The 21,904-nt window shown below is 52.3% G+C and carries 23 protein-coding genes and 1 tRNA gene; 16 read left to right on the top strand and 8 right to left on the bottom strand.

Going from position 1 to position 21,904, the window contains the following annotated elements:
* Positions 1 to 53: 53 nt before the first annotated feature.
* Positions 54 to 965 (top strand): S-methyl-5'-thioadenosine phosphorylase, encoded by a 912-nt coding sequence (gene mtnP, locus SYNCC9902_RS05495; protein WP_011359890.1) that lies wholly within the window; start codon positions 54 to 56, stop codon positions 963 to 965.
* On the opposite strand, the gene murQ is transcribed toward mtnP, so the two are convergent.
* The 4 genes from murQ to dnaK all read right to left on the bottom strand — a co-directional run bounded on the left by murQ (position 956) and on the right by dnaK (position 5,317).
* Positions 956 to 1,906 (bottom strand): N-acetylmuramic acid 6-phosphate etherase, encoded by a 951-nt coding sequence (gene murQ, locus SYNCC9902_RS05490; RefSeq protein ID WP_011359889.1) that lies wholly within the window; start codon positions 1,904 to 1,906, stop codon positions 956 to 958. The genes mtnP and murQ overlap by 10 nt on opposite strands.
* Positions 1,907 to 1,910: 4 nt before the next feature.
* Complete coding sequence (locus tag SYNCC9902_RS05485) at positions 1,911 to 2,333, bottom strand: DUF3110 domain-containing protein (protein ID WP_011359888.1); 423 nt, start codon at positions 2,331 to 2,333, stop codon at positions 1,911 to 1,913.
* A 79-nt stretch (positions 2,334 to 2,412) separates the two neighbouring features.
* On the bottom strand, positions 2,413 to 3,342 hold the full coding sequence (locus SYNCC9902_RS05480; RefSeq protein WP_011359887.1) for a DnaJ C-terminal domain-containing protein: 930 nt from the start codon (positions 3,340 to 3,342) through the stop codon (positions 2,413 to 2,415).
* Positions 3,326 to 5,317, bottom strand: a complete 1,992-nt coding sequence (gene dnaK / locus SYNCC9902_RS05475) for a molecular chaperone DnaK (protein WP_011359886.1) — start codon at positions 5,315 to 5,317, stop codon at positions 3,326 to 3,328. The genes SYNCC9902_RS05480 and dnaK overlap by 17 nt, the downstream gene beginning before the upstream one ends.
* A 139-nt stretch (positions 5,318 to 5,456) precedes the next feature.
* Between dnaK and pstC the strand changes: the two genes are divergently transcribed.
* The 3 genes from pstC (at position 5,457) to pstB (ending at position 8,208) form a co-directional block, all read left to right on the top strand.
* The gene (gene pstC / locus SYNCC9902_RS05470; RefSeq protein WP_041424974.1) at positions 5,457 to 6,407 is read left to right on the top strand and encodes a phosphate ABC transporter permease subunit PstC; all 951 of its coding nucleotides are present in this window, start codon (positions 5,457 to 5,459) and stop codon (positions 6,405 to 6,407) included.
* Position 6,408: 1 nt separating this feature from the next.
* On the top strand, positions 6,409 to 7,323 hold the full coding sequence (pstA, locus tag SYNCC9902_RS05465) for a phosphate ABC transporter permease PstA (RefSeq protein ID WP_011359884.1): 915 nt from the start codon (positions 6,409 to 6,411) through the stop codon (positions 7,321 to 7,323).
* A 66-nt stretch (positions 7,324 to 7,389) separates the two neighbouring features.
* A complete protein-coding gene (pstB, locus tag SYNCC9902_RS05460) occupies positions 7,390 to 8,208 on the top strand; it encodes a phosphate ABC transporter ATP-binding protein PstB (RefSeq protein ID WP_011359883.1) in 819 nt (272 codons plus the stop codon).
* Positions 8,209 to 8,471: 263 nt separating this feature from the next.
* Here the strand turns inward: pstB and SYNCC9902_RS05455 are convergent, their stop codons facing one another.
* The 3 genes from SYNCC9902_RS05455 to SYNCC9902_RS05445 all read right to left on the bottom strand — a co-directional run bounded on the left by SYNCC9902_RS05455 (position 8,472) and on the right by SYNCC9902_RS05445 (position 10,072).
* Positions 8,472 to 8,717 carry a hypothetical protein gene (locus tag SYNCC9902_RS05455; RefSeq protein ID WP_011359882.1) on the bottom strand — a complete coding sequence of 82 codons (246 nt, stop codon included), beginning with the start codon at positions 8,715 to 8,717 and terminating at the stop codon, positions 8,472 to 8,474.
* On the bottom strand, positions 8,714 to 8,914 hold the full coding sequence (locus tag SYNCC9902_RS05450; RefSeq protein WP_041424971.1) for a hypothetical protein: 201 nt from the start codon (positions 8,912 to 8,914) through the stop codon (positions 8,714 to 8,716). Before SYNCC9902_RS05450 ends, SYNCC9902_RS05455 begins: the two co-directional genes overlap by 4 nt.
* Positions 8,915 to 9,985: 1,071 nt before the next feature.
* Positions 9,986 to 10,072: transfer RNA gene (locus tag SYNCC9902_RS05445), tRNA-Ser, on the bottom strand.
* Between the two features lie 54 nt (positions 10,073 to 10,126).
* Between SYNCC9902_RS05445 and SYNCC9902_RS05440 the strand changes: the two genes are divergently transcribed.
* From SYNCC9902_RS05440 to SYNCC9902_RS05425, 4 genes are read left to right on the top strand one after another with little or no spacing between them, the layout of a single operon-like run.
* Positions 10,127 to 10,495 carry a 2Fe-2S iron-sulfur cluster-binding protein gene (locus SYNCC9902_RS05440; RefSeq protein ID WP_041425380.1) on the top strand — a complete coding sequence of 123 codons (369 nt, stop codon included), beginning with the start codon at positions 10,127 to 10,129 and terminating at the stop codon, positions 10,493 to 10,495.
* Positions 10,496 to 10,499: 4 nt separating this feature from the next.
* The gene (locus SYNCC9902_RS05435; RefSeq protein ID WP_011359880.1) at positions 10,500 to 11,387 is read left to right on the top strand and encodes an inositol monophosphatase family protein; all 888 of its coding nucleotides are present in this window, start codon (positions 10,500 to 10,502) and stop codon (positions 11,385 to 11,387) included.
* 22 nt (positions 11,388 to 11,409) lie between these two features.
* Positions 11,410 to 12,588 (top strand): ATP phosphoribosyltransferase regulatory subunit, encoded by a 1,179-nt coding sequence (locus tag SYNCC9902_RS05430; RefSeq protein WP_011359879.1) that lies wholly within the window; start codon positions 11,410 to 11,412, stop codon positions 12,586 to 12,588.
* A 27-nt stretch (positions 12,589 to 12,615) separates the two neighbouring features.
* Positions 12,616 to 12,840: an indolepyruvate ferredoxin oxidoreductase subunit alpha gene (locus tag SYNCC9902_RS05425; protein WP_011359878.1), complete on the top strand. Its 225-nt coding sequence runs from the start codon at positions 12,616 to 12,618 to the stop codon at positions 12,838 to 12,840.
* A gap of 7 nt (positions 12,841 to 12,847) precedes the next feature.
* Here SYNCC9902_RS05425 and SYNCC9902_RS05420 read toward each other — a convergent pair whose 3' ends face one another.
* Positions 12,848 to 13,456, bottom strand: coding sequence for a ferric reductase-like transmembrane domain-containing protein (locus SYNCC9902_RS05420; protein WP_011359877.1), 609 nt, complete (start codon positions 13,454 to 13,456; stop codon positions 12,848 to 12,850).
* Between the two features lie 133 nt (positions 13,457 to 13,589).
* Between SYNCC9902_RS05420 and htpG the strand changes: the two genes are divergently transcribed.
* The 8 genes from htpG to SYNCC9902_RS05380 all read left to right on the top strand — a co-directional run bounded on the left by htpG (position 13,590) and on the right by SYNCC9902_RS05380 (position 21,894).
* Complete coding sequence (gene htpG / locus SYNCC9902_RS05415) at positions 13,590 to 15,494, top strand: molecular chaperone HtpG (RefSeq protein ID WP_011359876.1); 1,905 nt, start codon at positions 13,590 to 13,592, stop codon at positions 15,492 to 15,494.
* A 75-nt stretch (positions 15,495 to 15,569) separates the two neighbouring features.
* Positions 15,570 to 15,806, top strand: coding sequence for a 50S ribosomal protein L28 (gene rpmB / locus SYNCC9902_RS05410; protein WP_009789734.1), 237 nt, complete (start codon positions 15,570 to 15,572; stop codon positions 15,804 to 15,806).
* An 11-nt stretch (positions 15,807 to 15,817) separates the two neighbouring features.
* Complete coding sequence (locus tag SYNCC9902_RS05405; RefSeq protein ID WP_011359875.1) at positions 15,818 to 16,378, top strand: peroxiredoxin; 561 nt, start codon at positions 15,818 to 15,820, stop codon at positions 16,376 to 16,378.
* Between the two features lie 51 nt (positions 16,379 to 16,429).
* A complete protein-coding gene (gene ggpS, locus SYNCC9902_RS05400; protein ID WP_011359874.1) occupies positions 16,430 to 17,926 on the top strand; it encodes a glucosylglycerol-phosphate synthase in 1,497 nt (498 codons plus the stop codon).
* Positions 17,923 to 19,224, top strand: coding sequence for an ABC transporter substrate-binding protein (locus tag SYNCC9902_RS05395; RefSeq protein ID WP_011359873.1), 1,302 nt, complete (start codon positions 17,923 to 17,925; stop codon positions 19,222 to 19,224). Before ggpS ends, SYNCC9902_RS05395 begins: the two co-directional genes overlap by 4 nt.
* Complete coding sequence (locus tag SYNCC9902_RS05390) at positions 19,221 to 20,087, top strand: carbohydrate ABC transporter permease (protein WP_011359872.1); 867 nt, start codon at positions 19,221 to 19,223, stop codon at positions 20,085 to 20,087. The genes SYNCC9902_RS05395 and SYNCC9902_RS05390 overlap by 4 nt, the downstream gene beginning before the upstream one ends.
* Positions 20,084 to 20,923, top strand: coding sequence for a carbohydrate ABC transporter permease (locus SYNCC9902_RS05385; RefSeq protein WP_011359871.1), 840 nt, complete (start codon positions 20,084 to 20,086; stop codon positions 20,921 to 20,923). Before SYNCC9902_RS05390 ends, SYNCC9902_RS05385 begins: the two co-directional genes overlap by 4 nt.
* Entirely contained in the window at positions 20,920 to 21,894 is a 975-nt protein-coding gene (locus SYNCC9902_RS05380) for an ABC transporter ATP-binding protein (protein WP_011359870.1), read from the top strand. The genes SYNCC9902_RS05385 and SYNCC9902_RS05380 overlap by 4 nt, the downstream gene beginning before the upstream one ends.
* Positions 21,895 to 21,904 lie beyond the last annotated feature (10 nt).

Genomic DNA, 21,904 nt, shown 5'->3' with positions numbered 1-21,904 from the left:
AGCAAACCGACAGTTTAGAAACAAGGCAAGATGTCGGCGGCGAAAGGATTGCAATGGAACACCAAAATCCAGATCTGTCCAACGCACGTGTGGGAGTCATTGGCGGTAGTGGTCTGTATGCGATCGCCGGTCTCGAAGATGAACAAGAGCTTGCCGTTGAGACGCCTTTTGGCCTTCCATCCGATCGACTCCGCGTTGGACGACTAGAGGGCGTTGACACCGTTTTTCTGGCGCGCCATGGACGCCATCATCAATTTTTGCCCCGCGAAGTGCCCTACAGGGCAAATCTTTGGGCGATGCGTTCACTAGGTGTGCGTTGGTTGATATCCGTCTCTGCTGTTGGGTCCCTACAAGCCTCAATACGACCAAGGGACATGGTGGTTCCCGATCAATTCATCGACCGCACTCAGCAACGTCCACCGACGTTTTTCGGGGAAGGATGTGTGGCCCATGTGAGCCTGGCCTATCCCTTTTGTTCCCGTCTCAGCAAGCTCGTGTCGGAAGCCGCCGAGGCGTCCTTGCCCATAGGGCAGGCCTTACATCGAGGTGGCACATATCTATGCATGGAGGGCCCAGCCTTTTCCACCCGTGCGGAGAGCGAGCTCTACCGGAGTTGGGGGTGTTCCGTGATTGGCATGACTAATCACACCGAAGCGCGGTTAGCTCGAGAAGCCGAATTGGCCTATGCCTCCCTGAGCATGGTGACCGATTTTGATTGCTGGCATCAGGACCATGACGCCGTCACCGTGGAGATGGTGATGGGGAATCTGAGGGCCAATGCCATGGCCACCGAACCGATCCTTCGAACGCTGATGCAACGGATCAGCGCTGAGCGACCAGCATCACCCGCCCATACGGCTCTAGCGAATGCACTGGTGACTTCAAAAGAGGTTGTGCCCCAAGAGACCCGTCGAAAGCTTGATCTTTTTACAGCGCCCTACTGGGGAGCATGGTCTCAAAGTTGAGCCAACGTTGCGCCGCAGGTCTCCAGCGACGGGCGCAGCTGTTGATCGTGCCGCTCTAAAACACTTCGAGCCTGGTCTTTTGAGAGGTTCGCGGCCTTCATCAGAAGAGCCAGCTTGACGGAACCATCCGACAACGCCAACAGGGCCAAACCCTCCTCCCGTTCGACGCCAATGAGATCTCGGAGGATGCGGAGAGAACGGTCTACCAATTTGCTATTGCTGGCTGCCACATCCACCATGCGATTGCCGTAGACCTTTCCGAGACGGACCATCACGGTGGTGGACAAAATATTGAGAGCCATTTTTGTGGCAGTGCCGGCTTTGAGTCGCGTCGATCCCGTTAATAACTCTGGTCCGGTCAACAGACGGATATCGATATCGCAGGGCAAAGGGGCTTGATCCTTGGGGACACAGGCCATCGCAATCGCAAGCGCTCCGATTGAGCAGGCGTAGGACAAACCACCACGCACATAGGGGGTCGTTCCTCCAGCCGCGATGCCCACCAAACAATCCCCCTGCCGGAATCCATGCCGATCCAGATCATCACGACCGGCCTGTTCCAGATCCTCAAGACCTTCTGAACTACGCAATAGGGCTGGGGTTCCTCCAGCCAACACCCCTTGAACAAGTTCGGGATCACTACAAAACGTCGGCGGGCACTCAGCGGCATCCAAAACTCCAAGGCGGCCAGAGGTCCCGGCCCCCAGATAAAACAACCGACCACCGCTGGAAAGGCGCTTTGAGATGGCATCCACAGCGGCGGCTATTGCCTCAGATGCCTCCGCTACCGCTTCTTGAGGACGTCGATCTTCCTCAACAAACAAATTCACAAGATCATTCGTCGCCAATTGATCCAATCGGCGACTACGGGGATTGGATTGCTCCGTTAGGAGATGACCGCGGTCATCGGAGGGCTGAAGCGTCGGATCAAAGCCAGCCATCGCTTTAAAGAAGTCCTTCGAGACGTTGTCTCAACGCATCGAGTTCAGGGTTTGATTCCGCGTCGAGAGATGCATCGGAATTGGGGGGTGTCTCTTCCGCCGCAAGTTGATCTTCCTTCCATTGGCTGACATCACGGTTGGATTCAGGGGGAGCCATGAACAAACGCTCTTCATCGGTGCCAGGCACAAAACCCGCTTCGATCAGGCGTGCCTCGTACCCAGCATCGCGACAGAACAATTCAACGTCCTCACGATCCAAGCCCTCAACGGTTGGGACAGGAAAATCCTGGGCCTCAAGCAAGCCTGCATATCGCTCGGCATCCTCTGGGTTTTCAAACAACAACACCACGGTGCGTCCAGCGATCTCAAGCGAATGAATCCCTTCGCTGTCCGTGCCAGCGTCAAACAAAAGCACGTGAACGCGCATCCCTGAACCAACAAGCCGATCTGGATCGGAGTCTCTCACCGACCCACGAATGCATGCATCCTCAGAGGTGCGAATTACCTCACTGGATCTCAGATTCGAGCGCTAGCTCCTGCAAACGTCGATACAAAGCACGTTCGTCTTCACCTAAGTCGGAAGGGATCACCACCACCACTTCAACCAGTTGATCCCCTAGTTGATCTTCCATTGAGAGTCCCCGACCCCGCAGACGTAACAGACGACCACTCGACGAGCCTGGGGGAACCTGCAAGGTGACAGGCCCATCCAGGGTGGGCACATCAACGGCACAGCCCAGGGCCGCATCTGGGGGAAAGAGTTCCAATTTGTAGTGCACCCGCAAACCATCAACACGCAGACCGTCTTCAGTGATGACGCGAAGCTGTAAAAAATGATCACGCCCCCCTGGAGCCACACCTTCAAGACGCAAACGCCAACCATCTCCGGCAAAGGGTGGTGTATCGAGCTGAATCAGCGTTCCATCGCCAAGGGTGAGTTCCACCTGGGTACCCAGTAGAGCCTGGTCTGGGGTGAGCTCCACAACAGATTCAAGATCTTCAACGGCCAGAACAGGCGGTGGTGGTGCGGGTGCTGCCACGGGCCGCTCTGAGGACACGTGGCTGTCACCTGTCTGCCAAGGCATGACCTCTGGTTCAGATGCAGGTTCAGGAGCAGCGTCTTCACGACGTTCTCGCCTTCCAAAAATCACATCGAGGTAATCCTCAAAATCAGGAAAACCTGTTGTGAACGGGTCATCATCGGCCTCTACAACACCCGTACCCCGCTGCCATGCATCCCGTCGTCGTGGGTCATTGAGAACCGCATATGCCTCATTCACGAGCTTGAATCGCTCTTCGGCAACGGGATCATTTCCATTGAGATCCGGATGCCAACGACGGGCTTCCCGACGGAAGGCTCGTTTGAGCTGCGCAGCATCACTATCGGGACGGATCCCAAGCAGGGACCAATAATCAGGATTAGCGGTAGATGTCATCGTCCCAAGCGGATGCATCACGCCGGTTCAAACCACGGCTGCGATCGGGCGGGCGACTAGGAGCACCCCAAGGGTCGTCATCCCAATCATCTGAAAACAACTCATCCTTCAGCGAACCGAGGGTGCTGCGGATGCCCTGAAGCGGACTTCCATCGGATTGACGTTCTGCCGAGAGGCGTCGATTCAAACCAAACATTGCCTCCTCCAATCCACTCACGCTGAGGTCAATCTCTTGAAGGTCGTCCGCAGCCAAACAGTCCTGCACATCACGGATGGCCATTTCCACCGAACGTTGTTGACGTTCTGCTCCATAGGGGCCAAGTTCCAGCGCCGCATCACGCAATCGGCGCTCAGCCTGGGAGAGGAGGGTTTGGGCTCGATTGCGCCGCTCGATTTGATTGCGTTTGCGGCGATCTTCATCAGCTCTGGCCTCAGCCTCAGCCAGGAGAGCCGTTACCTCCTCTTCGTTGAGATTCGATCCACCTTGGATCGACACGGATTGTTTGCGGCCCGTAGTCCGGTCAGTCGCACTGACCTGGAGCAAACCATTGGCATCGATATCAAAAGCAACTTGCACCTGGGGAACGCCACGCGGTGCTGGAGGAATTCCGGAGAGGCGGAAGCGTCCTAACGACTTGTTGTCAGATGCCATCTGGCGCTCACCTTGCCAGATATGAATTTCAACGGACGATTGATTCGCTTCCGAAGTACTGAATACATCAGATTGGCGCACGGGGATGGGGGTATTGCGTGGAATCAAAACCTTCATCAAACCGCCCACCGTTTCCAGACCAAGGGAGAGCGGTGTCACATCGTTCAGCAGCAGATCTCGCAGTTCCCCCGTGAGGATCCCGGCCTGGACCGCGGCACCAATGGCCACCACTTCATCGGGGTTGACCGACTGGCAAGGGTCAATCGGAACAAGGGTCCGAACCAGTTGTTGAACCATCGGCATCCGGGTACCACCCCCCACAAGCACCACATCGTCAATGTCATCCGGTGCCCAACCGGAATCGCGCAAAGCAGCCTGAACCGGATTCAGCAACCGGTCGAGGAGGTCCGGACAAAGGCCTTCAAATGTTGGACGGTCCAGGTTGGTTTCGATATGAAGTGGCCCCTCAGTCCCCGTCGCGATAAACGGCAAAGAGATGGGAGTCGTTAAAACGCCAGAAAGCTCTTGCTTTGCCTTTTCTGCAGCCTCGGTGAGCCGTTGCAAAGCCTGCCGGTCGCGACGCAGATCAATGGAGTGTTCTTTTAAAAAGGCATCTGCCAGCCAATCAACGATGCGCTGGTCGAAATCGTTGCCACCGAGCTGGGTATCTCCATTTGTTGATTTGACATCAAAAACACCATTGGCAATCCGAAGCAACGACACATCGAAGGTGCCACCACCAAGATCGAAAACGAGCACCCGGCGGACGGCACTGCGATCAAAGCCGTAAGCCAAGGCTGCGGCTGTGGGTTCATTCAGAATTCGCTCAACGGAGATACCAGCCAATCGACCAGCATCACGGGTTGCCTGCCGTTGCGCATCGTTGAAATAGGCCGGAACCGTCACCACTGCGGCTTCAACGGTTTCACCTAAGTAAGTCGACGCATCGTCGACCAACTTTCGAATGATGCTTGCGACCAACTCCTCCGGTGCATATTCCCTCTCGGTCACAGGGCAGGGCACGCGCACCTGACCACGGTCATTTGCCCGAACGGTGTAGGGAACAGAAAGACTGCTGTCGTCCAACTCGTCCCAATCGCGGCCGACAAAACGCTTGAGATTGGAAAATGTATTGCGTGGGCTCAACACCAGTTGTCGTCTGGCAAGTTGACCGACTAAAAGTTCTTGATCCTTGCTGTAACCGACAACGGATGGCGTAGTCCGCCCACCTTCAGCATTGGCAATGACATGGGGGCGCCCGGCCTCCAAAACGGCGACTACCGAATTGGTGGTCCCTAGATCGATTCCGACGATCCGACCCATACCCGCAATCAGTGGGACCCCAGGCTAACGGCCGGTTCCGAATAAGCCCCTAACCCATGGGCATGGATGGGTGTTCGGCATCACAAGGAATCCAGGACCGATGTCCCCCATACTTTGTAGCGGTGTGATCTCCCGGAGAATGTCCAGCCCCATGGACAATCGGTACCGACTCCGCAAGCGACCGCAGTCCGAAAAGCTGGTGGACTCAGGTTTTAAGACCCTGGCGCTCAGTCTGGCGTCGGTCGTGGCCCTGATCTTGGTCGCGATTCTGATCGTGGTTTTTCAGGGGGGGCTGCCGTCCATGCTTCGGTACGGATGGGAATTCTTGATTACATCCAATTGGAACCCCGTCGATGATGAATACGGAGCTGGAGCCGCGATTTACGGCACCTTGGTGACCTCCATTTTGTCACTTTTCATCGCTGTTCCATTGGGTATTGGAACGGCAATATTCATCACAGAAAACATTATTCCAGAAAAACTAAGAAACTTTATCGGCTTGATGGTGGAGTTATTGGCAGCAATTCCATCGGTTGTTCTCGGCTTATGGGCCATCTTTGTGATGGAGCCTTTCATTCGGCCAGGGCTGGAACTTCTTTACAACTATTTCGGATGGTTTCCTCTCTTTAGCTCTTCACCGATGGGACCGGGCACATTACCAGCAGTTTTAATCTTGGTGGTGATGATCCTACCGATCATTACAGCAATTACACGTGATTCACTCCAGCAAGTTCCTCAACAATTAACTCAGGCTGCATATGGAATTGGCACGACACGTTGGGGCGCCATCATCAACGTGACCTTACCTGCAGCAATCTCTGGAATTGTTGGTGGGGTGATGCTTGCCCTTGGAAGGGCAATGGGAGAGACCATGGCAGTAACGATGATTATTGGAAACTCAAACAACTTCAGCTTTTCCTTGTTGGCACCTGGCAATACGATTTCCGCAATGCTGGCGAACCAATTTGGCGAAGCTGATGGATCGCAGGTTTCCTCACTAATGTATGCCGCTTTCGTGCTCATTATTATGACGCTTGCAGTCAATATCTTCGCGCAGCTTCTTGTTAAAAGGCTTAGCCTTAAGTATTAATATGAAAAAGAATAACTCTGGCTTAATCACTAGAAAATCTGAGCTCAGCTACAAACCAAATATCACACGTAATCTGGGCAACCGATTGATGACAGGGCTAGCTGGACTTTTTTCAGCCATTGCTGTTCTGCCCTTAATTCTTGTATTGGGCTACGTATTGATTAAGGGTGCTTCAAAAATCAGCATCGACCTCTTTACGCAATTACCTCCACCACCAGGACTAGAGGGAGGCGGAATCGGGAATGCAATTATCGGCACATTGGTAGTTACCTTAATTGCAGCTTTATTTGCAATTCCGGTGGGGGTAGGTGGAGGAATTTATTTAGCAGAATATTCAAGATCAGACTGGTTTGCGCAATTCATTCGTTTCGGCACCAATGTACTTGCCGGAGTACCATCAATCATCGCTGGTGTATTTATCTATGGAACATTAGTAACAACTAAATTGTTATTTGGAAATTCCTACAGTGCTGTTGCTGGTGGCCTAGCACTTTCAATCTTAATGATTCCAACCATCATTAAGACAACTGATGAGGGATTAAAATTGGTACCAGATGACCTTCGTCGTGGAGCGTTAGGCGTCGGCGCCTCTCGATTCATCACGATTACGCGCATCACGGTGCCCACGGCCTTCACGCCCATTGCTACAGGCGTCGTACTAGCGGTTGCACGGGCAGCAGGTGAAACGGCCCCACTAATCTTCACTGCATTATTTTCTTCATACTGGGCCAACCTCTTATCAGTGGATGGGTTGTTCTCGTCGATTGCCACATTATCAGTCTTAATTTATAATTTTTCCATCATGCCCCTTGAGGTTCAAAATGAATTAGCTTGGGCAGCATCTTTTGTCCTTGTAGCACTAATTTTGTCTCTCAATTTATTCGCTCGCTGGCTTGGACGATTCGCATCAAGGTGACACGGTGTCAGCACTTATCCAGAGACCTCGCCGACTCCCTTTACCTTTTACTCAGCACAGGGCGCCATGACTAAGGAATCCGCAGACAAACAACAGAGCACCGCTGAAAATATTGCAGTTTCAATGCAGAACGTGACCATTAGCTATGGCAAATCTGCTGCAGTTAAAGATGTTTTTTGTGAAATATCAACCGGCAAAGTAACGGCTTTTATTGGGCCTTCAGGATGTGGAAAATCAACACTTTTACGATCGATTAATCGCATGAATGATTTAATCGAAGGTTGCACGTTGAAAGGACGCGTACTTTTTGACGGTGTTGATTTATACGACGCTGCTGTCGACCCAGTCGAAGTTAGGCGACGCATTGGAATGGTGTTTCAACAACCCAACCCATTCCCAAAAAGCATCTATGAAAATGTTGCGTTCGGCGCCCGTATCAACGGATATACAGGAAATATGGATGAATTGGTGGAGCGTTCTCTCCGTCAGGCCGCTGTTTGGGATGAATGCAAAGACAAGCTAAAAGACAGCGGTTGCTCCTTATCTGGTGGACAACAACAACGGTTATGTATTGCCCGTACGATTGCCACCCAACCGGAGGTAATATTGATGGATGAACCCTGCTCTGCCTTAGACCCAATTTCTACATTGAAGATCGAAGAAACAATGCATGAGCTCAAGAAGAGCTTCACCATTGTAATTGTGACTCACAATATGCAACAGGCCGTTCGGGTGAGTGATGAAACGGCCTTTTTTAATGCAGAAACAGTCGAGAATCGATCCGGGAAAGTTGGTTATTTAGTGGAATTCAATGATACTCAATCTATTTTTAATTCTCCCCAACAGCAAGCCACACAAGACTATGTGTCTGGACGATTTGGCTAGCTTCAATTTATAAAGCTTAGGAAAGCAAGGCTAAAGTCTTAGCTGGTAACAATAAAAAATATGGCTCGAGGTGGCTAATTTTATATCGTACAAGAGTGTTCTATTTTTCAAGAAATCTGTAAAGCCAAATCATGTAAGCTGTGGCAATGGCGCGCTCAAAAAGCAATTTAGAATACCAAGATTGTATATTCCTTAAATCAAAAGTATCAGTGATTTACACATTAGCCCAGCAATTCTAAGCTTCAAACCAATTGAAAACAAGCTCAGGTTGCTTGCAAAGACTCAACTGTGTTGCTTAGTTCACCAATATCTCTCAAGCCTTCAACAGAGAACCAAGGAGAGTTTTCCCAACTAAAGCCTTCACCCATCGTGGAATCTGGAGCAGTGATGTACCAATGGCAGGCAGTGTCGGGAACATCAACGGCACACTTGCTCCAATCCGCATCCCATTGAGGAACTTGAACCCACATCAGTGCAGCAAACATCAGAGAGAGAATAGATTTCATCATTTTTGATAAAGCTCCTCAAGCTTTTCACGACTGAGATTGGCGTAGAGAACTTCCTCGCCTGGTTGGGGTGCTTCGGGGTGGCGCTTGGCTGGCTTATCCCAGCTGGTGTAGCGAATGTTTCCCCACATCATTGCAAAAGCACCTCCTGCTATCACTGCGAAGAAGAGGAAGTAGAGCGCTGCGAACCAGCCATTCATATTCGTACACGTTGCTTTACATTCATTAACATACATGATCGCTCGGCCTTGCTGGCTAGAAACCAAGAGTCGCCCGAGCCGACATGCACTAACCCGCCCATAGGAGGGCGGTTCTCCATAACGCCCAATGGGCATAACCCCTTTAGACCATCGCAATCAAGGGTTATTGAATGATTCTCACTGTTTTTGCGATTTCAGCTGCTGCCGTCGGTGCAATGGCAATTTTCTACGGTGAGATAGTGATGCTTCAACGCAAAATCGAATGATTTCAACGATCCCGACGTAAGAACAAGGAGGCTCTAAAAAATTTAGTTGACGTAGTCTCGCACTTTCCAATCAACCACCATTGGCCTAAATACATTCTATTTCCATGAGTCGGATTTGAGAGCAGCGCCTGTCTCAAATTCTTCCATGAGTGCAACTACATCATCAACCGGATGTGCAAGTCGAAGAAAAAATAGCCGCGACTTTAACCACACCTCCAGTAAATATTCATCATGAGCATCTGATGTATACACAGAATCAAAGGATGAAAAGTCTGACGAGTTAGTGGAAGTCATCAAGCACCCATTCATATCTTCAGGCTATTAAGAGTTTGAGATCATGCTGGCAATGCATGTAAACCAGCACAATTAATACTTTACGTATTAATGCCTAAGTATATATACCATTTCCTGTCATGCATGATTCACTCAGTAGCGCGCGACCCATAAGTGATTCACCAACGGAGATGCATCCATCCATTCCACTGGATCAATGACCACCAAAATCCCCAGAAATACTCAATCAGATGCCCTGAGAAGCAGTCCTGTACAAGCTAACGTCTTCGAATTGAGACATTAAATCAGGATCCAAAGCTCGATCATTGAAGCCTCATATCTTACTCTTAAGATCATAACTACTTTTGAATTTAGGCAAAAACGTGACTTGCTTGTATGAGCTTAAGCAACGAAGTCTCTGCAAATTAGTCCTTAAGTCTTTAAAAGTCGCATAGAAGAACATCTCCCCCCTTTTTTTTAGAAATTCCAATAAAAAAACCCCTGCAAAGCAAGGGGTTTGGGTGTTATGTGACGGAGAGCGAGGGATTCGAACCCTCGATAGAGTTGCCCCTATACAGCATTTCCAGTGCTGCGCCTTCGACCACTCGGCCAGCTCTCCACCGGCTTTTATGGGGCAGATGCCAATGTAGCAGGGCGTTTCCAGATGGATGGCATGAGCCCTAGCCACCAGATCACCATTCACTGGCGGCAAGAGAACCGCACCATCACCCACGAGGTTGCAGAAGGCGACTACATCCTGCAGAGCTTTGAAGAGCAGGGGGATCCGCTTCCTTTTTCCTGTCGAAATGGATGCTGTACGAGCTGTGCTGTCCGCGTCCAAAGCGGCCAGCTAGATCAAAAGGAAGCCATGGGCTTGTCCCATGAGCTACGCCGAAAGGGATACGGACTGTTGTGCGTCGCCAGAGCCATTGGTCCTCTCGAAGCCGAGACCCAAGACGAAGACGAGGTTTACGAACTGCAATTTGGACAACACTTCGGCCGAGGCAAAGTCAGTCCCGGTCTCCCCATCGAAGAAGAGTGAATCCATGGCCCAACAACTCACGGCAACGGCCGCAGCGGAGGCCGGTTTAACCACGACTGAACTCACACGACTGGTTGAAATCGCTCGCGAAGCCGCTGAACTCGGAGGAGCTGAGTTGATGCGCCACTACGGACGCCTGGCCTCCATAAAAAGCAAAGGTCGCGTCGGTGATCTCGTCACGAACGCCGATGTCGCCGCAGAAAAGGTTGTGTTGGATTGTTTGGCAGCTGCAACGCCAGATATCGCAGTCTTAGCTGAAGAGAGTGGTGCAGCAGGTGAACAGGACGGCCTGCGTTGGTGCGTTGATCCGCTTGATGGGACAACGAATTTTGCCCATGGCTATCCATTCTTCGCCACTTCCATTGGTCTCACGTTTCGTCAAACACCAGTGCTTGGAGCCATTGCGGTTCCTTTTCTTGGAGAGGTGTATTGGGGAGCACCCGGGATAGGGGCGTTCTGCAACGAACAGGCGATCACCGTGAGCAGCTGTCAACAACTCGAGGATTCACTGCTCGTGACTGGATTCGCCTACGACCGACACACCCGCTTGGACAACAACTACGCAGAGTTTTGCTGGTTGACCCATCGCACCCGGGGAGTTCGACGAGGTGGTGCCGCGGCAGTCGACCTGGCCTTCGTCGCCGCAGGGCGTCAAGACGGCTATTGGGAACGTGGTTTATCTCCATGGGATCTTGCTGCGGGTGTCGCCTTGGTGGATATCGCTGGAGGGCATATCAGTGGATATCAAGGCGAGGCATTTCAGCTGAACTCGGGACGCGTTGTCGCCGCTGGACCACAGCTGCATCCAGCCATTCTCGATGTACTTGCCCAGGTGACGCCCTTGGAAGGATCAGCTTTCGGGGCGCCCGAGGTCACGGCCATGGGATCCTGATCACGAGGCGAGTACTCCGACAATGGCGCTGCAACCAGCCGCTGGCGCAAGGGATCTGAATCCGCACCAGGTGGAAACCAATCGGAACATCACGGAGCGACTCGCTCGTGTGTTTCGACTTTGGGGTTATGACGAGGTTTCTCCGCCCCGTGTGGAACGGATGAAAACTTTGATGGCGGGGGGTGCCATCGCCAGTCGCGACATTGTGCGTCTTGTCGCTGACGACCCATTGGGGTTACGACCAGAAATGACGGCATCGATTGCTCGAGCCGCCTGCACGCGACTGGCAACACGACCACGCCCCATGCGTTTGTGGGCATCAGGCACCGTGTTTCGATCCAGGGCCGCAGACGAGGGTGGTCAGTGCATTGAAGAAAACCTCCAGAGCGGAGTGGAGCTATTTGGAGTCGCCGCCATCGAGGCGGAGATGGAATTGCTCAGCCTGTTGATGGCATCTATCGCCTCTTTGAAGCTGGGCCCATCGACGCAACCTCGACTGCTGTTGGGACATACCCAACTCATGGAATTGATCCTTTCTCCATACGAGGGTCCAAAACGGGATGCGGTGCGTTGGGCTCTGGTCCATTTCGACCGTCTAGCCGTCGAAACGATGGAGTTGTTGCCCAACGAACGCAAAACACTGCTGTCACTGATGGAGTGTCGTGGAACGCCAAAAGACGTGCTCCAGCAGCTACGACACTTGTTTGGCCAACAACCCGTCTTTGAGGATCTCGATCGCCTTTGCTCGCTCCTCAGCAAAACAGCCCTTGAGCAAGACATCGCTCTTCAACTCGACCCCACCTTTCAACCCCAATTTGAGCTGTACACCGGGTTGGTCTTTCAGCTGGTCTGCAACGGCCGTTCGGCACCCGTGGTGCTTGCCCGTGGCGGTCGTTACGACGAGCTGGTTCAACGGTGTGGAGCACCTGAAAACCAAGCATTTGGCGCGGGCTTCAGCTTGGCGATCGATCCGATTCGAGAGCTCCTAGTGGAGGATGAATCGGCAAAAGCAGACACGACGGACGTGTTGGTGGCCTACTCCTCGAATTCAAACTTGGAAACGGCCCTCGATCACCAGCAGCAATGGCATGCGAAAGGACACAGTGCTGTCCTCGAGCTGCAGCCGATCCGATCCATGGATGAAGCCCAGGCTCTTGCGCAGGCTCGCGGGGACCTACAGCTCGACTGGGTGGATCTTTAAAGTTCAGCCAACGGAGATTGTTTTGCCATGGCCCACACCATCGTTTCTGAGGTGTGCGAAGGCATCGCCGATTGCGTTGATGCATGCCCAGTGGCCTGTATCGACCAAGGCAGCGGTAAAAACAGCAAGGGCACCGATTTTTACGTGATCAATTTCGACACCTGTATCGATTGCGGGATCTGCCTACAGGTGTGCCCCGTTGAAGGCGCGATCCTGGCCGAAGAGCGGCCAGATCTTCAAAAAGCCGGCTGAGAGCCGCTCACATCGATGCTCCGATGGGAGCTTTTGGAGGTGTGTGTTTCGCATATCGAATTGGAATCAACGCCAAGGTGAACACCAAGAAGGGCAGATAAAACCACATGGGGCCTTGCTTCACATGTTTCAAATAAGTGAGCAAGAAGAGCGTCCAGATCCAATGGCTTCCAACAAAGTGAAGACGTTTCCAGGTCTTCATCCCCATCCAACGCTGAGCCTGATCGGTTGAGGTAAGTGCCATTAACAACACAAACCCATAGGCAAGTCCACCAAACACCCACTGAGCCATGGACTGATCACGCACAAATGGATCCGGAAAGAAAACGGTCATCGAGATGATCAGACCGAGATGGATGAAATGGGATGAAGCGAAACTGAGACCGATCCAACGCCGATTTCGCAGCGACCAACGAGAGAGAGAAGACGGCCAAACACTTACAACGCTGGAGGCCGTAAAAGCAATCGCAAAAAGGATGAGGGAACTCCGCCCCGTGGCATCGATCGCATGGGTGATCGCCGGTGCATTCCACCCCGCCAGCCCAAAGTTGATCACCAAGCCAACGACAATGAGACAAGTCACCAAGGTCGTAATCCGCCAACCCTGCAATGTCACGGCCAATCAGCCAAAACACAAGTTTGCATGAGGTTGCTCTAGGCAAGCCGGTGATGGTTCGGAGACCCCCCCTACAACCGTCGTTGAGTTAGGACAGCACCCATCTCTATGGTCAGGTTTTCACGTTGTTGTCATGGCGGTGTTGGACGAACAGGGTCAAATTCAGATCCACACCGAAAACATCTTCCCGATCATTAAAAAGGCCGTTTACTCCGGCCATGAGGTATTTCTCAGGGAACTTGTCAGCAATGGTGTTGATGCCATCAGCAAGCGAAGAATGGCTGCCATGGCTGGCGATTGTTCAGAGGGAGACGATGGAGCCATCAAGATTCACGTGGATCGCGAAGCCAAAACCCTCACCATTTCTGACAACGGCATCGGCATGACCGCCGATGAGGTGAAGCGCTACATCAACCAGGTGGCCTTCTCCAGCGCTGAGGATTTTTTAGAGAAATACAAGCAAGAGGACGACGCGATCATCGGCCACTTCGGCCTTGGCTTTTACTCAAGCTTCATGGTGGCTGACCGCGTCGAGTTGATCACGCAGTCGGCTAAACCCGATCAGGAGCCTGTTTGTTGGAGCTGCGATGGGTCGCCCAATTTCAACTTAACGGGGGGTGAACGTAGCGAGCCTGGAACCGATGTTGTTCTCCATCTCATGGAAGAAGAGATGGAATATCTTGAGCCCGCAAGGATTCGCACCTTGATCAACACCTACTGCGACTTTATGTCGGTTCCAGTGCAACTGGAGGGTGAAACAATCAACAAAATGGAAGCCCCTTGGCGGAAGAGCTCTAGAGATTTAAGTGATCAAGATTACATCGATCTTTATAACTATCTGTATCCATTCCAAGGCGATCCGCTCCTTTGGGTACATCTAAATACCGACTACCCATATAATTTGCAAGGTATTTTATTCTTTCCCAAACAGACAGGACGGGCTGATTGGGAGAAGGGAGAAATCAAGTTGTACTGCAACCAAGTGTTTGTTAGCGATTCAATCAAAGAGGTCGTACCTCGCTACCTTCTGCCGCTAAGGGGAGTGATTGATTCTCCGGATATCCCTCTCAATGTGAGCAGAAGTGCCTTGCAAACGGATCGGCGGGTTCGCTCGATCGGAAATTTTGTCGCCAAGAAAGTTTCTGATCGCTTGCGGTCACTCAAAAAAGATGATCCCAAAGCTTACGCCGAAGCCTGGGATTCGCTCGCACCATTTGTAAAAATCGGTGCAATGGAAGATGAAAAGTTTGCCGATCAAGTGTCTGAATTGATTCTATTCGGAACAACGACGAATGCAAATGAGCAGGACGGAGATGACCCCATCGAAGCCAATGGCAAATCGTTCACCACACTGGAGGGATACCGAAGCCGGTTGAGCGAAGAACACAGCAAACGAATTCTTTACAGCACAGACGATGTTTCCCAAGCAGGGGCACTCAATCTTTGGACAGCGCAGGGAGCAGAGGTGCTGAAACTCGAAACGGTGATTGATACACAGTTCATCCCATGGCTGGAATACCGCCATGAGGAACTCAAGTTCCAACGTGTGGATGCAGAGCTGGATGAAAGCCTCAAGGAAGAAGACCCTGAATTGGCTGATCAAGACGGAACCACCGACTCAGAACGGCTGCGCAGCTTGATCAAAGACGCGCTCAACAACGAGAAGGTGACCGTGCAGGTGCAAGCGCTTAAGGCGGAAGGAGCACCACCGGCGATGATTTTGCTTCCCGAGCAAATGCGCCGCCTCAACGATATGGGCGCATTAATGGAACAACGGCTACCTGGATTGCCCGATCATCACGTGTTGCTGGTGAATCGGCGACACCCTTTGGTGGAAGGGTTGCTCAAGTTGCAATCGGGCAGTGTTTTGGTGGGCAACAGCGAGAGCTCTCCAACCCTCAGCCTGTCGGAAAACCTCGCCCGTCATCTTTATGACATGGCACGTCTTGGCGTGGGCGGACTCGAGCCCAACGAACTTGCTGGCTTTCAAACCCGAAGCGCTGAACTGATGGGAACCCTGATGCAACGAGGCCTTTAGTCACGGACCTTTTGGTAAGATTGGGGCCGGAGCTGTTTGTACAGATCCAACCAACTCAATCAGTAGGACAAATACATGTCTCGGGTGTGTCAGCTCACAGGTACTCGCGCCAACAACGGCATGGCCGTGAGCCATTCCCACATCCGCACCAAGAAGTTGCAGCAAGCCAATCTGCAGCAACGTCGCCTTTGGTGGGCTGAAGGGAATCGTTGGATCAAATTGCGCGTCACCACCCGTGCTTTGAAGACGATTCAAAAAAAGGGATTGGGTCCCTATGCCAAGTCTTTGGGCATTAACCTGGCCAAACTCTGACCCTGTAGATCGTGCACCGGCGAGAACTTCTGATTCAAACCGGCCTACTGCTTACAGCTTGGTCTCTTAAACCCTCAAGAGCATCCGCTCTTGGGGGTGTTGTTTTGGAAACAGGCAACACAGCTCCAGCTTTCAGCTTGCCCGGTTCCAGCCGTTCACAACCCGACCAGAGCAACTGGTCTCTACAGGATTTCAAGGGCCGTTGGGTTGCTGTTTATTTTTACCCCAGAGACTTCACCGGCGGCTGCACAATCGAAGCGCGTGGATTCGAGACTCTTCACTCCGATTATTTAGCGGCAAACGCAGAAGTGGTGGGGATCAGCGCCGACAGCGTGGATGATCACGAGTCCTTCTGTGAAAGCGAAGGCCTTAGTTTCCCCCTCCTGTCGGATCCGGACGGAACAGTCAGCAAGGCTTATGGCTCATGGATGGCTCCCTATTCTTTGCGACACACGTTTTTGATTGATCCTGATGGGGTTCTGCAGCAACGGTGGGTAGCCGTGCGTCCTAGTGGCCACGCCCAGGAAGTCCTTGATTTTCTAACGAATCTGCAAAACAAGACTTCTGTTTGACAAATCCAGGGCCATCATGAAGGGTAGTGAAACTAATTCAAGAAATAATCAATGAGCATTGGCAGTAGTTCTTTCGTAATCCTTTATCACCGAACACCTTTTGACGAATCAATAGATAGCGAAGGCAATAGAACTTGGGTCGATCAAAAAAGTCCGAACGGGATAATACCAACCCTTAGAAATTTATTTAGAAACAAGGAAGATGGAACATGGATTGCTTGGAGACGCGTTGATTCTGTTGACAATGCAGAGGACGAAAGTATTGAAATGACGAATCCTGCGCCATTCACTTTGTGCAGGATTCCCTTAGAAGACAATCAAATATCTAGTTTTTATCACATCACTTCCAAGGAATGTTTTTGGCCAATACTTCATACCTTTCCAACGCATTTTAATGTTAACAATGCTGATTGGGGAATCTTTGAGGAAGTTAATCGTCGTTTTGCTGAAGCCGCTTGCAAAGAAGCTGCAGAGGGAGCAACTGTTTGGGTTCACGATTACAACCTTTGGCTCGTACCTGGATACATAAGAAGTAGTCGACCTGATCTAAAAGTAGCCTTTTTCCATCACACGCCATTCCCAAGCAATGATGTTTTTGCGATTCTCCCCTGGCGTGAACAGATCTTAGAAAGTTTGCTCTGTTGCGATGTTGTCGGGTTTCATATTCCGCGTTACACCGAGAATTTTGCCCGTGCAGCGAGCACCCTCGTGGGAGCAAAACGTGGTCCAAAGGTTCCGGTTGATTCGAAGTTCATTCCAGTAGGGACAGCACTTTCTGAAGGGACTGTTACGAGTTACCTGGAGCACAACGGTCGTCGCATTCAGTTGTTGAGTTCACCCGTTGGCACCTCACCGGATGTGATTCAAGAACTCAGCTGGAGTGCTTCTGTTGAAAGTCATGGTGAACTAATTGTTCAAGACACAAAAAAAGGACGCAAGTTAATTCTCTCCGCCAGTCGCGTTGACTACACCAAGGGCAACGAAGCACTTCTTCTTACCTTTGAAAGGCTGTTGGAACGTCGTGAAGACCTTCATGGCGAAGTGGTTCTGATGTTGGCTTGCGTTGCAGCAGCAAGTGGGATGAAGATCTACGAAGATACTCAGCGCACAATAGAAGAGATAGCAGGACGAATTAATGGTCGTTTTAGCAAAATAGATTGGGTTCCAATTCGTTTTTCAACGCGAAGAATTCCCTACGACGAAATGGTGGCTTGGTTCTGTCAAGCCGATGTTTGTTGGATTACCCCTTTACGGGACGGCCTCAATCTTGTTGCTAAGGAATACGCCGCAGCACGACGCAACCGTGGAGGAGTTCTTGTTCTTTCCGAATTCACGGGAGCGTCTGTGGTACTCGACGGCGCTGTTCTCACAAACCCGTATTCCAACAAACGGATGGATGAAGCCATTGAAAAGGCTCTGTTCATGGATTCAGATGCACAACGCGATCGCATGACGCGCATGTGCACTGCGGTCGAGAATTACACCGTGAAGGACTGGGCTGAAGAACAACTTTCTGGTTTCGAGCCGCCGTCAACGACGCCCGAATGAGACGAGGCTTCCGGATTGCCAGCGGCTTGATCGGTCTGCTGTTTGTTCTGGCTTGTCTGGCATGGTCAGGCCAGAAACAGCCTGTACCCGTCTCAATTTTGATGCCTGCGCCCTATGCGGATGCAAGTACTCAAATGGTCGAAGCCTTCAATCGTGAGCACCGCGGATCAATTCACCTTGAGGTCATCCGTGGACCCCTGGAAACCGAGTCGATTTCTGATCTCGCAATTAGCAGTTTGTTGCTGGGGGACACCCCCTTTGATGCCCTGTTGATGGATGTCACCTGGCTGCCGAAATATGCCGAAGCAGGTTGGCTCGAACCCCTTGATCCCTGGTTCGATCAAGCCGCTCTTGATCAATTGATCTTGGGCGCTCGCCTTGGCAATCACCACAAAGGTCAGCTCTATCGATGGCCCCTTGGCGCTGATGTTGGCGTTTTGTATTGGCGGACCGACCTGATGGACTCGCCTCCCTCCACTCCAGAGCAACTGTCCGACATCGCCATCAATTTGGTCCAAACCAAGCGCGTCACCAATGGCTATGTCTGGCAAGGAAGGCAATACGAAGGATTGAGTTGCAACTTCGTTGAAGTGCTCCATGGCTTCGGAGGCCAGTGGCTTAACCCAGCCACCGGTCAACTCGAACTCGACGCAACGTCGGCAGCTCGTGCAGCCGCCTGGATGCAATCACTGATCACAACTGGAGCCAGTCCAAAAGCGGTAATCAATTATTCGGAATCAGAATCGCTGCAGGCATTTAAAGCCGGGGATGCAGCATTCATGCGCAACTGGCCCTATGCCTGGGCAGAGCTCCAAAAACCCGAAAGCAACGTGCGGGGAAACGTTGGAATTGCACTGATGGTTGCGGAACCCGATCAAAGTCCTGCCGCCACCGTTGGCAGCTGGGGTTTGAGCTTGCTCAAACAGTCACCGCATCAAGAGGCCGCTGTTGAAGCGATTCGATATCTCACCTCTGAAGCTGCGCAGCGTGAACGGTTCCTCAACCAGGGCTACACCCCCACCAGCAAAAGCTTGTTTAGGGATCCAGAGCTCATCGCGGTGTCGTCGGCCCTTCCTGAAATCGCGAAGGCTTTGGAGTACTCCGTTTCAAGGCCACCATCACCGCTTTATGCCCAGCTCAGTGATCTTCTTCAACGCCAACTGAATGGCCTGCTAACTGCCGAACCAGAGAAGACCAATCGCGATGTCGGCACGGCAACTGCCGCCTCAGCCGCTGCCATGAACAGAGTTCAAACCAAAAGCGACATGCTGCTTAAAGCGACAGGGGCAGAAGCATGACGGTGTTGCTTGCCTTCCCGGCGTTGTTGTTAATGGCTGTCGTTTTTGGCTGGCCAATGCTTCGGTACGCCTGGCTGAGTTTTCATGCCGACTCCGTCCTCACAGGCTTAGTACCTGTCCCCAACGGGGGTGCCAATTGGTTGCGTCTTCTCACGGACTCTCGCTTTTGGCTTGATGCAGGTCAAACCACAAGATTTGCCATCGTCTCCGTTGGCCTGGAGTTGATCCTGGCCCTCGCCATTGCTCTCCTCCTCGACCAGCGCTGGCGAGGACGCAGCGCCGTAAGAGCTCTTTCGCTTTTGCCCTGGGCACTTCCGACAACAATGATGGCCTTGGGCTGGCGTTGGATTTTCAACACGCCCTATGGACCCATCGAGCAAGTAGCGGAAGCCGCTGGTTTTGGGCCACTCAATCTCCTTTCAACCCCCGCCATGACTTGGATCGTGACGGTGCTTGCTGATGTTTGGAAAACAACCCCCTTCATCACGCTGATTCTCTTGGCCGGTCTCCAAACGATTCCAGAGGATCTGTATGCCGCCTTTCGTCTCGAAGGCGGCTCAGCATTCCAGGCCCTGAGGCGCGTCACCATTCCTCTGTTAATGCCATACATCCTGCTCAGCCTTCTTTTCAGAATGGCCCAGGCGTTTGGTGTCTTCGATTTAATCCAAGTGCTCACCGGGGGAGGCCCAGCAGGAAGCACGGAAAGCCTTGCTCTATATGCCTATCTGAACGGGATGCGCTTTCTTGATTTTGGATACAGCGCCACCGTCATGGTCGGTGGATTCTTACTACTGACTGCTTTGATTTTGCTCGGTGCACTGCTGCTGCGGATGACGGGCGCCCTGAGGGCGATGCAGCCATGAGCAGCAAACGTTCATGGGTGAGCAGTCGACATGCCGTCTTGGTGACGTTGCTGCTGATCTGGTCTCTGGCCCCGATGATTTGGCAACTCATCAGCTCTTTTACAAGTTCGGAAGCCCTCGTTAATGGAGCCATTCCCTTCCAGAACCGCTGGACGTTGATTCATTACCGCGAACTCTTATCCAGCGATCCACCCTTCTGGCGATATTTGTTGAATAGCACCGTGGTGGCTGGTGCTTCAACAGTTCTAACCCTGGTTTTGGCTGTGCCAGCGGCCTACGTTTTGGCCCAACTTCCGCGGCGATGGCGGCGAAGCATCAGAAGTGGCGTGATCGCGGCTGCTCTTTTCCCTTATGTGTTGCTGTTTTTGGCCCTTCTTGAATTGGCGCGCAACTTTCATCTGGGCAACAGCCTGTTTGCTCTTGCTCTTCCGTACAGCGCGCTGGCCATGCCCCTCGCGCTTCTTTTGCTCACAGCAGCCTTCGAAGGTTTACCCAAAGATCTTGATGATGCAGCCAGGCTTGAGGGCCTCACCCTGGGGCAAAGACTGCGATGGGTGATGTTGCCGCTGATCGCGCCGGCCTCCGCCAGCACAGCGATCCTGGTTTTTCTCTTCGCATGGAATGAATACCCGATTGCACTCACCTGGCTCAGCCGCAGTGATTTACTCACGCTTCCAGTCGCGATGGCACGGATCGCAGGGTCATCGATTTACTCCATTCCTTATGGGGCCTATGCGGCTGCCACAGTGATTGGAGCGATTCCACTTTTGTTGCTTGTGTTGTTGTTCCAGCGCCAAATCGTGAGTGGACTCACCAATGGAGCGATTAAGGGATGACACTCAGCCTCAAAGCGATCACCAAAAAATTTGGCGGCCGAACGATTCTCCACAATCTCGATCTCAACGTTGGCGATGGTGAATGCGTCGCGTTGTTGGGACCAAGTGGTTGTGGCAAAAGCACAGCTCTTCGCTTGATTGCCGGGCTTGATCAGCCGGAAAGCGGCTCGATCAGCATCGATGGCACTGAGATGAACAACGTCCCCGCGGAAGACCGCAGGGTCGGCATGGTGTTTCAGAGCTATGCCCTATTTCCCCACCTCAGTGTTCGGGAAAATTTAGAGCTCGGCCTGCGGATGCGCGGCAGCCATGGAGCAGCGCGTGATCAGCGCATCACAACGATTTTGGAAGTTCTGCAACTCAGCCATCAGGCTCATCAAAGGCCAGCGCAATTATCCGGGGGGCAGCGGCAACGCGTCGCCTTAGCTCGCGCACTTCTCCGTGATCCCCTGGTGTACTTGCTAGATGAGCCCATGAGCAACCTTGATGCCCAGTTGCGCGAAGAACTGAGGCCTGAACTAAAACGCTTGATGCTTGGCGGGTCGCAACCTGTGGTGTATGTCACCCATGACCAACAAGAGGCCATGGCATTGGCCGACCGAATTGCGGTCATGCGCCACGGACGAATTGAACAAATCGGCACTCCCAGGGAGTTGTATCACCACCCCGCCACCAGCTTTGTGGCTCAATTCATCGGGCGTCCCCAGATGAACATGCTCAGCGCTGGTCAAGGTCAGACGTTGGGCATCCGTCCAGAGGATCTTCGCTTCGATCCCAATGGAATCCCTTGCGAAGTCGAGAGCCGTGAATGGCATGGAGCGAGTCAAATGCTCTTGATTCGTTGCGCACGAGGCCAGCTCCGTTTGGTTTGCCCTGGCGACCAACAGATTGGAGAGAATCCCCACGTGAGTTGGCTCAAAACGTCTGAGCACCTTTTCGATGATCAAACTGGCCAACGGATTGATGATTAACCAACAGCGT

Source organism: Synechococcus sp. CC9902, assembly GCF_000012505.1.
GTDB lineage: Bacteria > Cyanobacteriota > Cyanobacteriia > PCC-6307 > Cyanobiaceae > Parasynechococcus.
The sequence above is the reverse complement of the archived record's forward strand: the minus strand, read 5'-3'. Positions and strand labels throughout refer to the sequence as shown.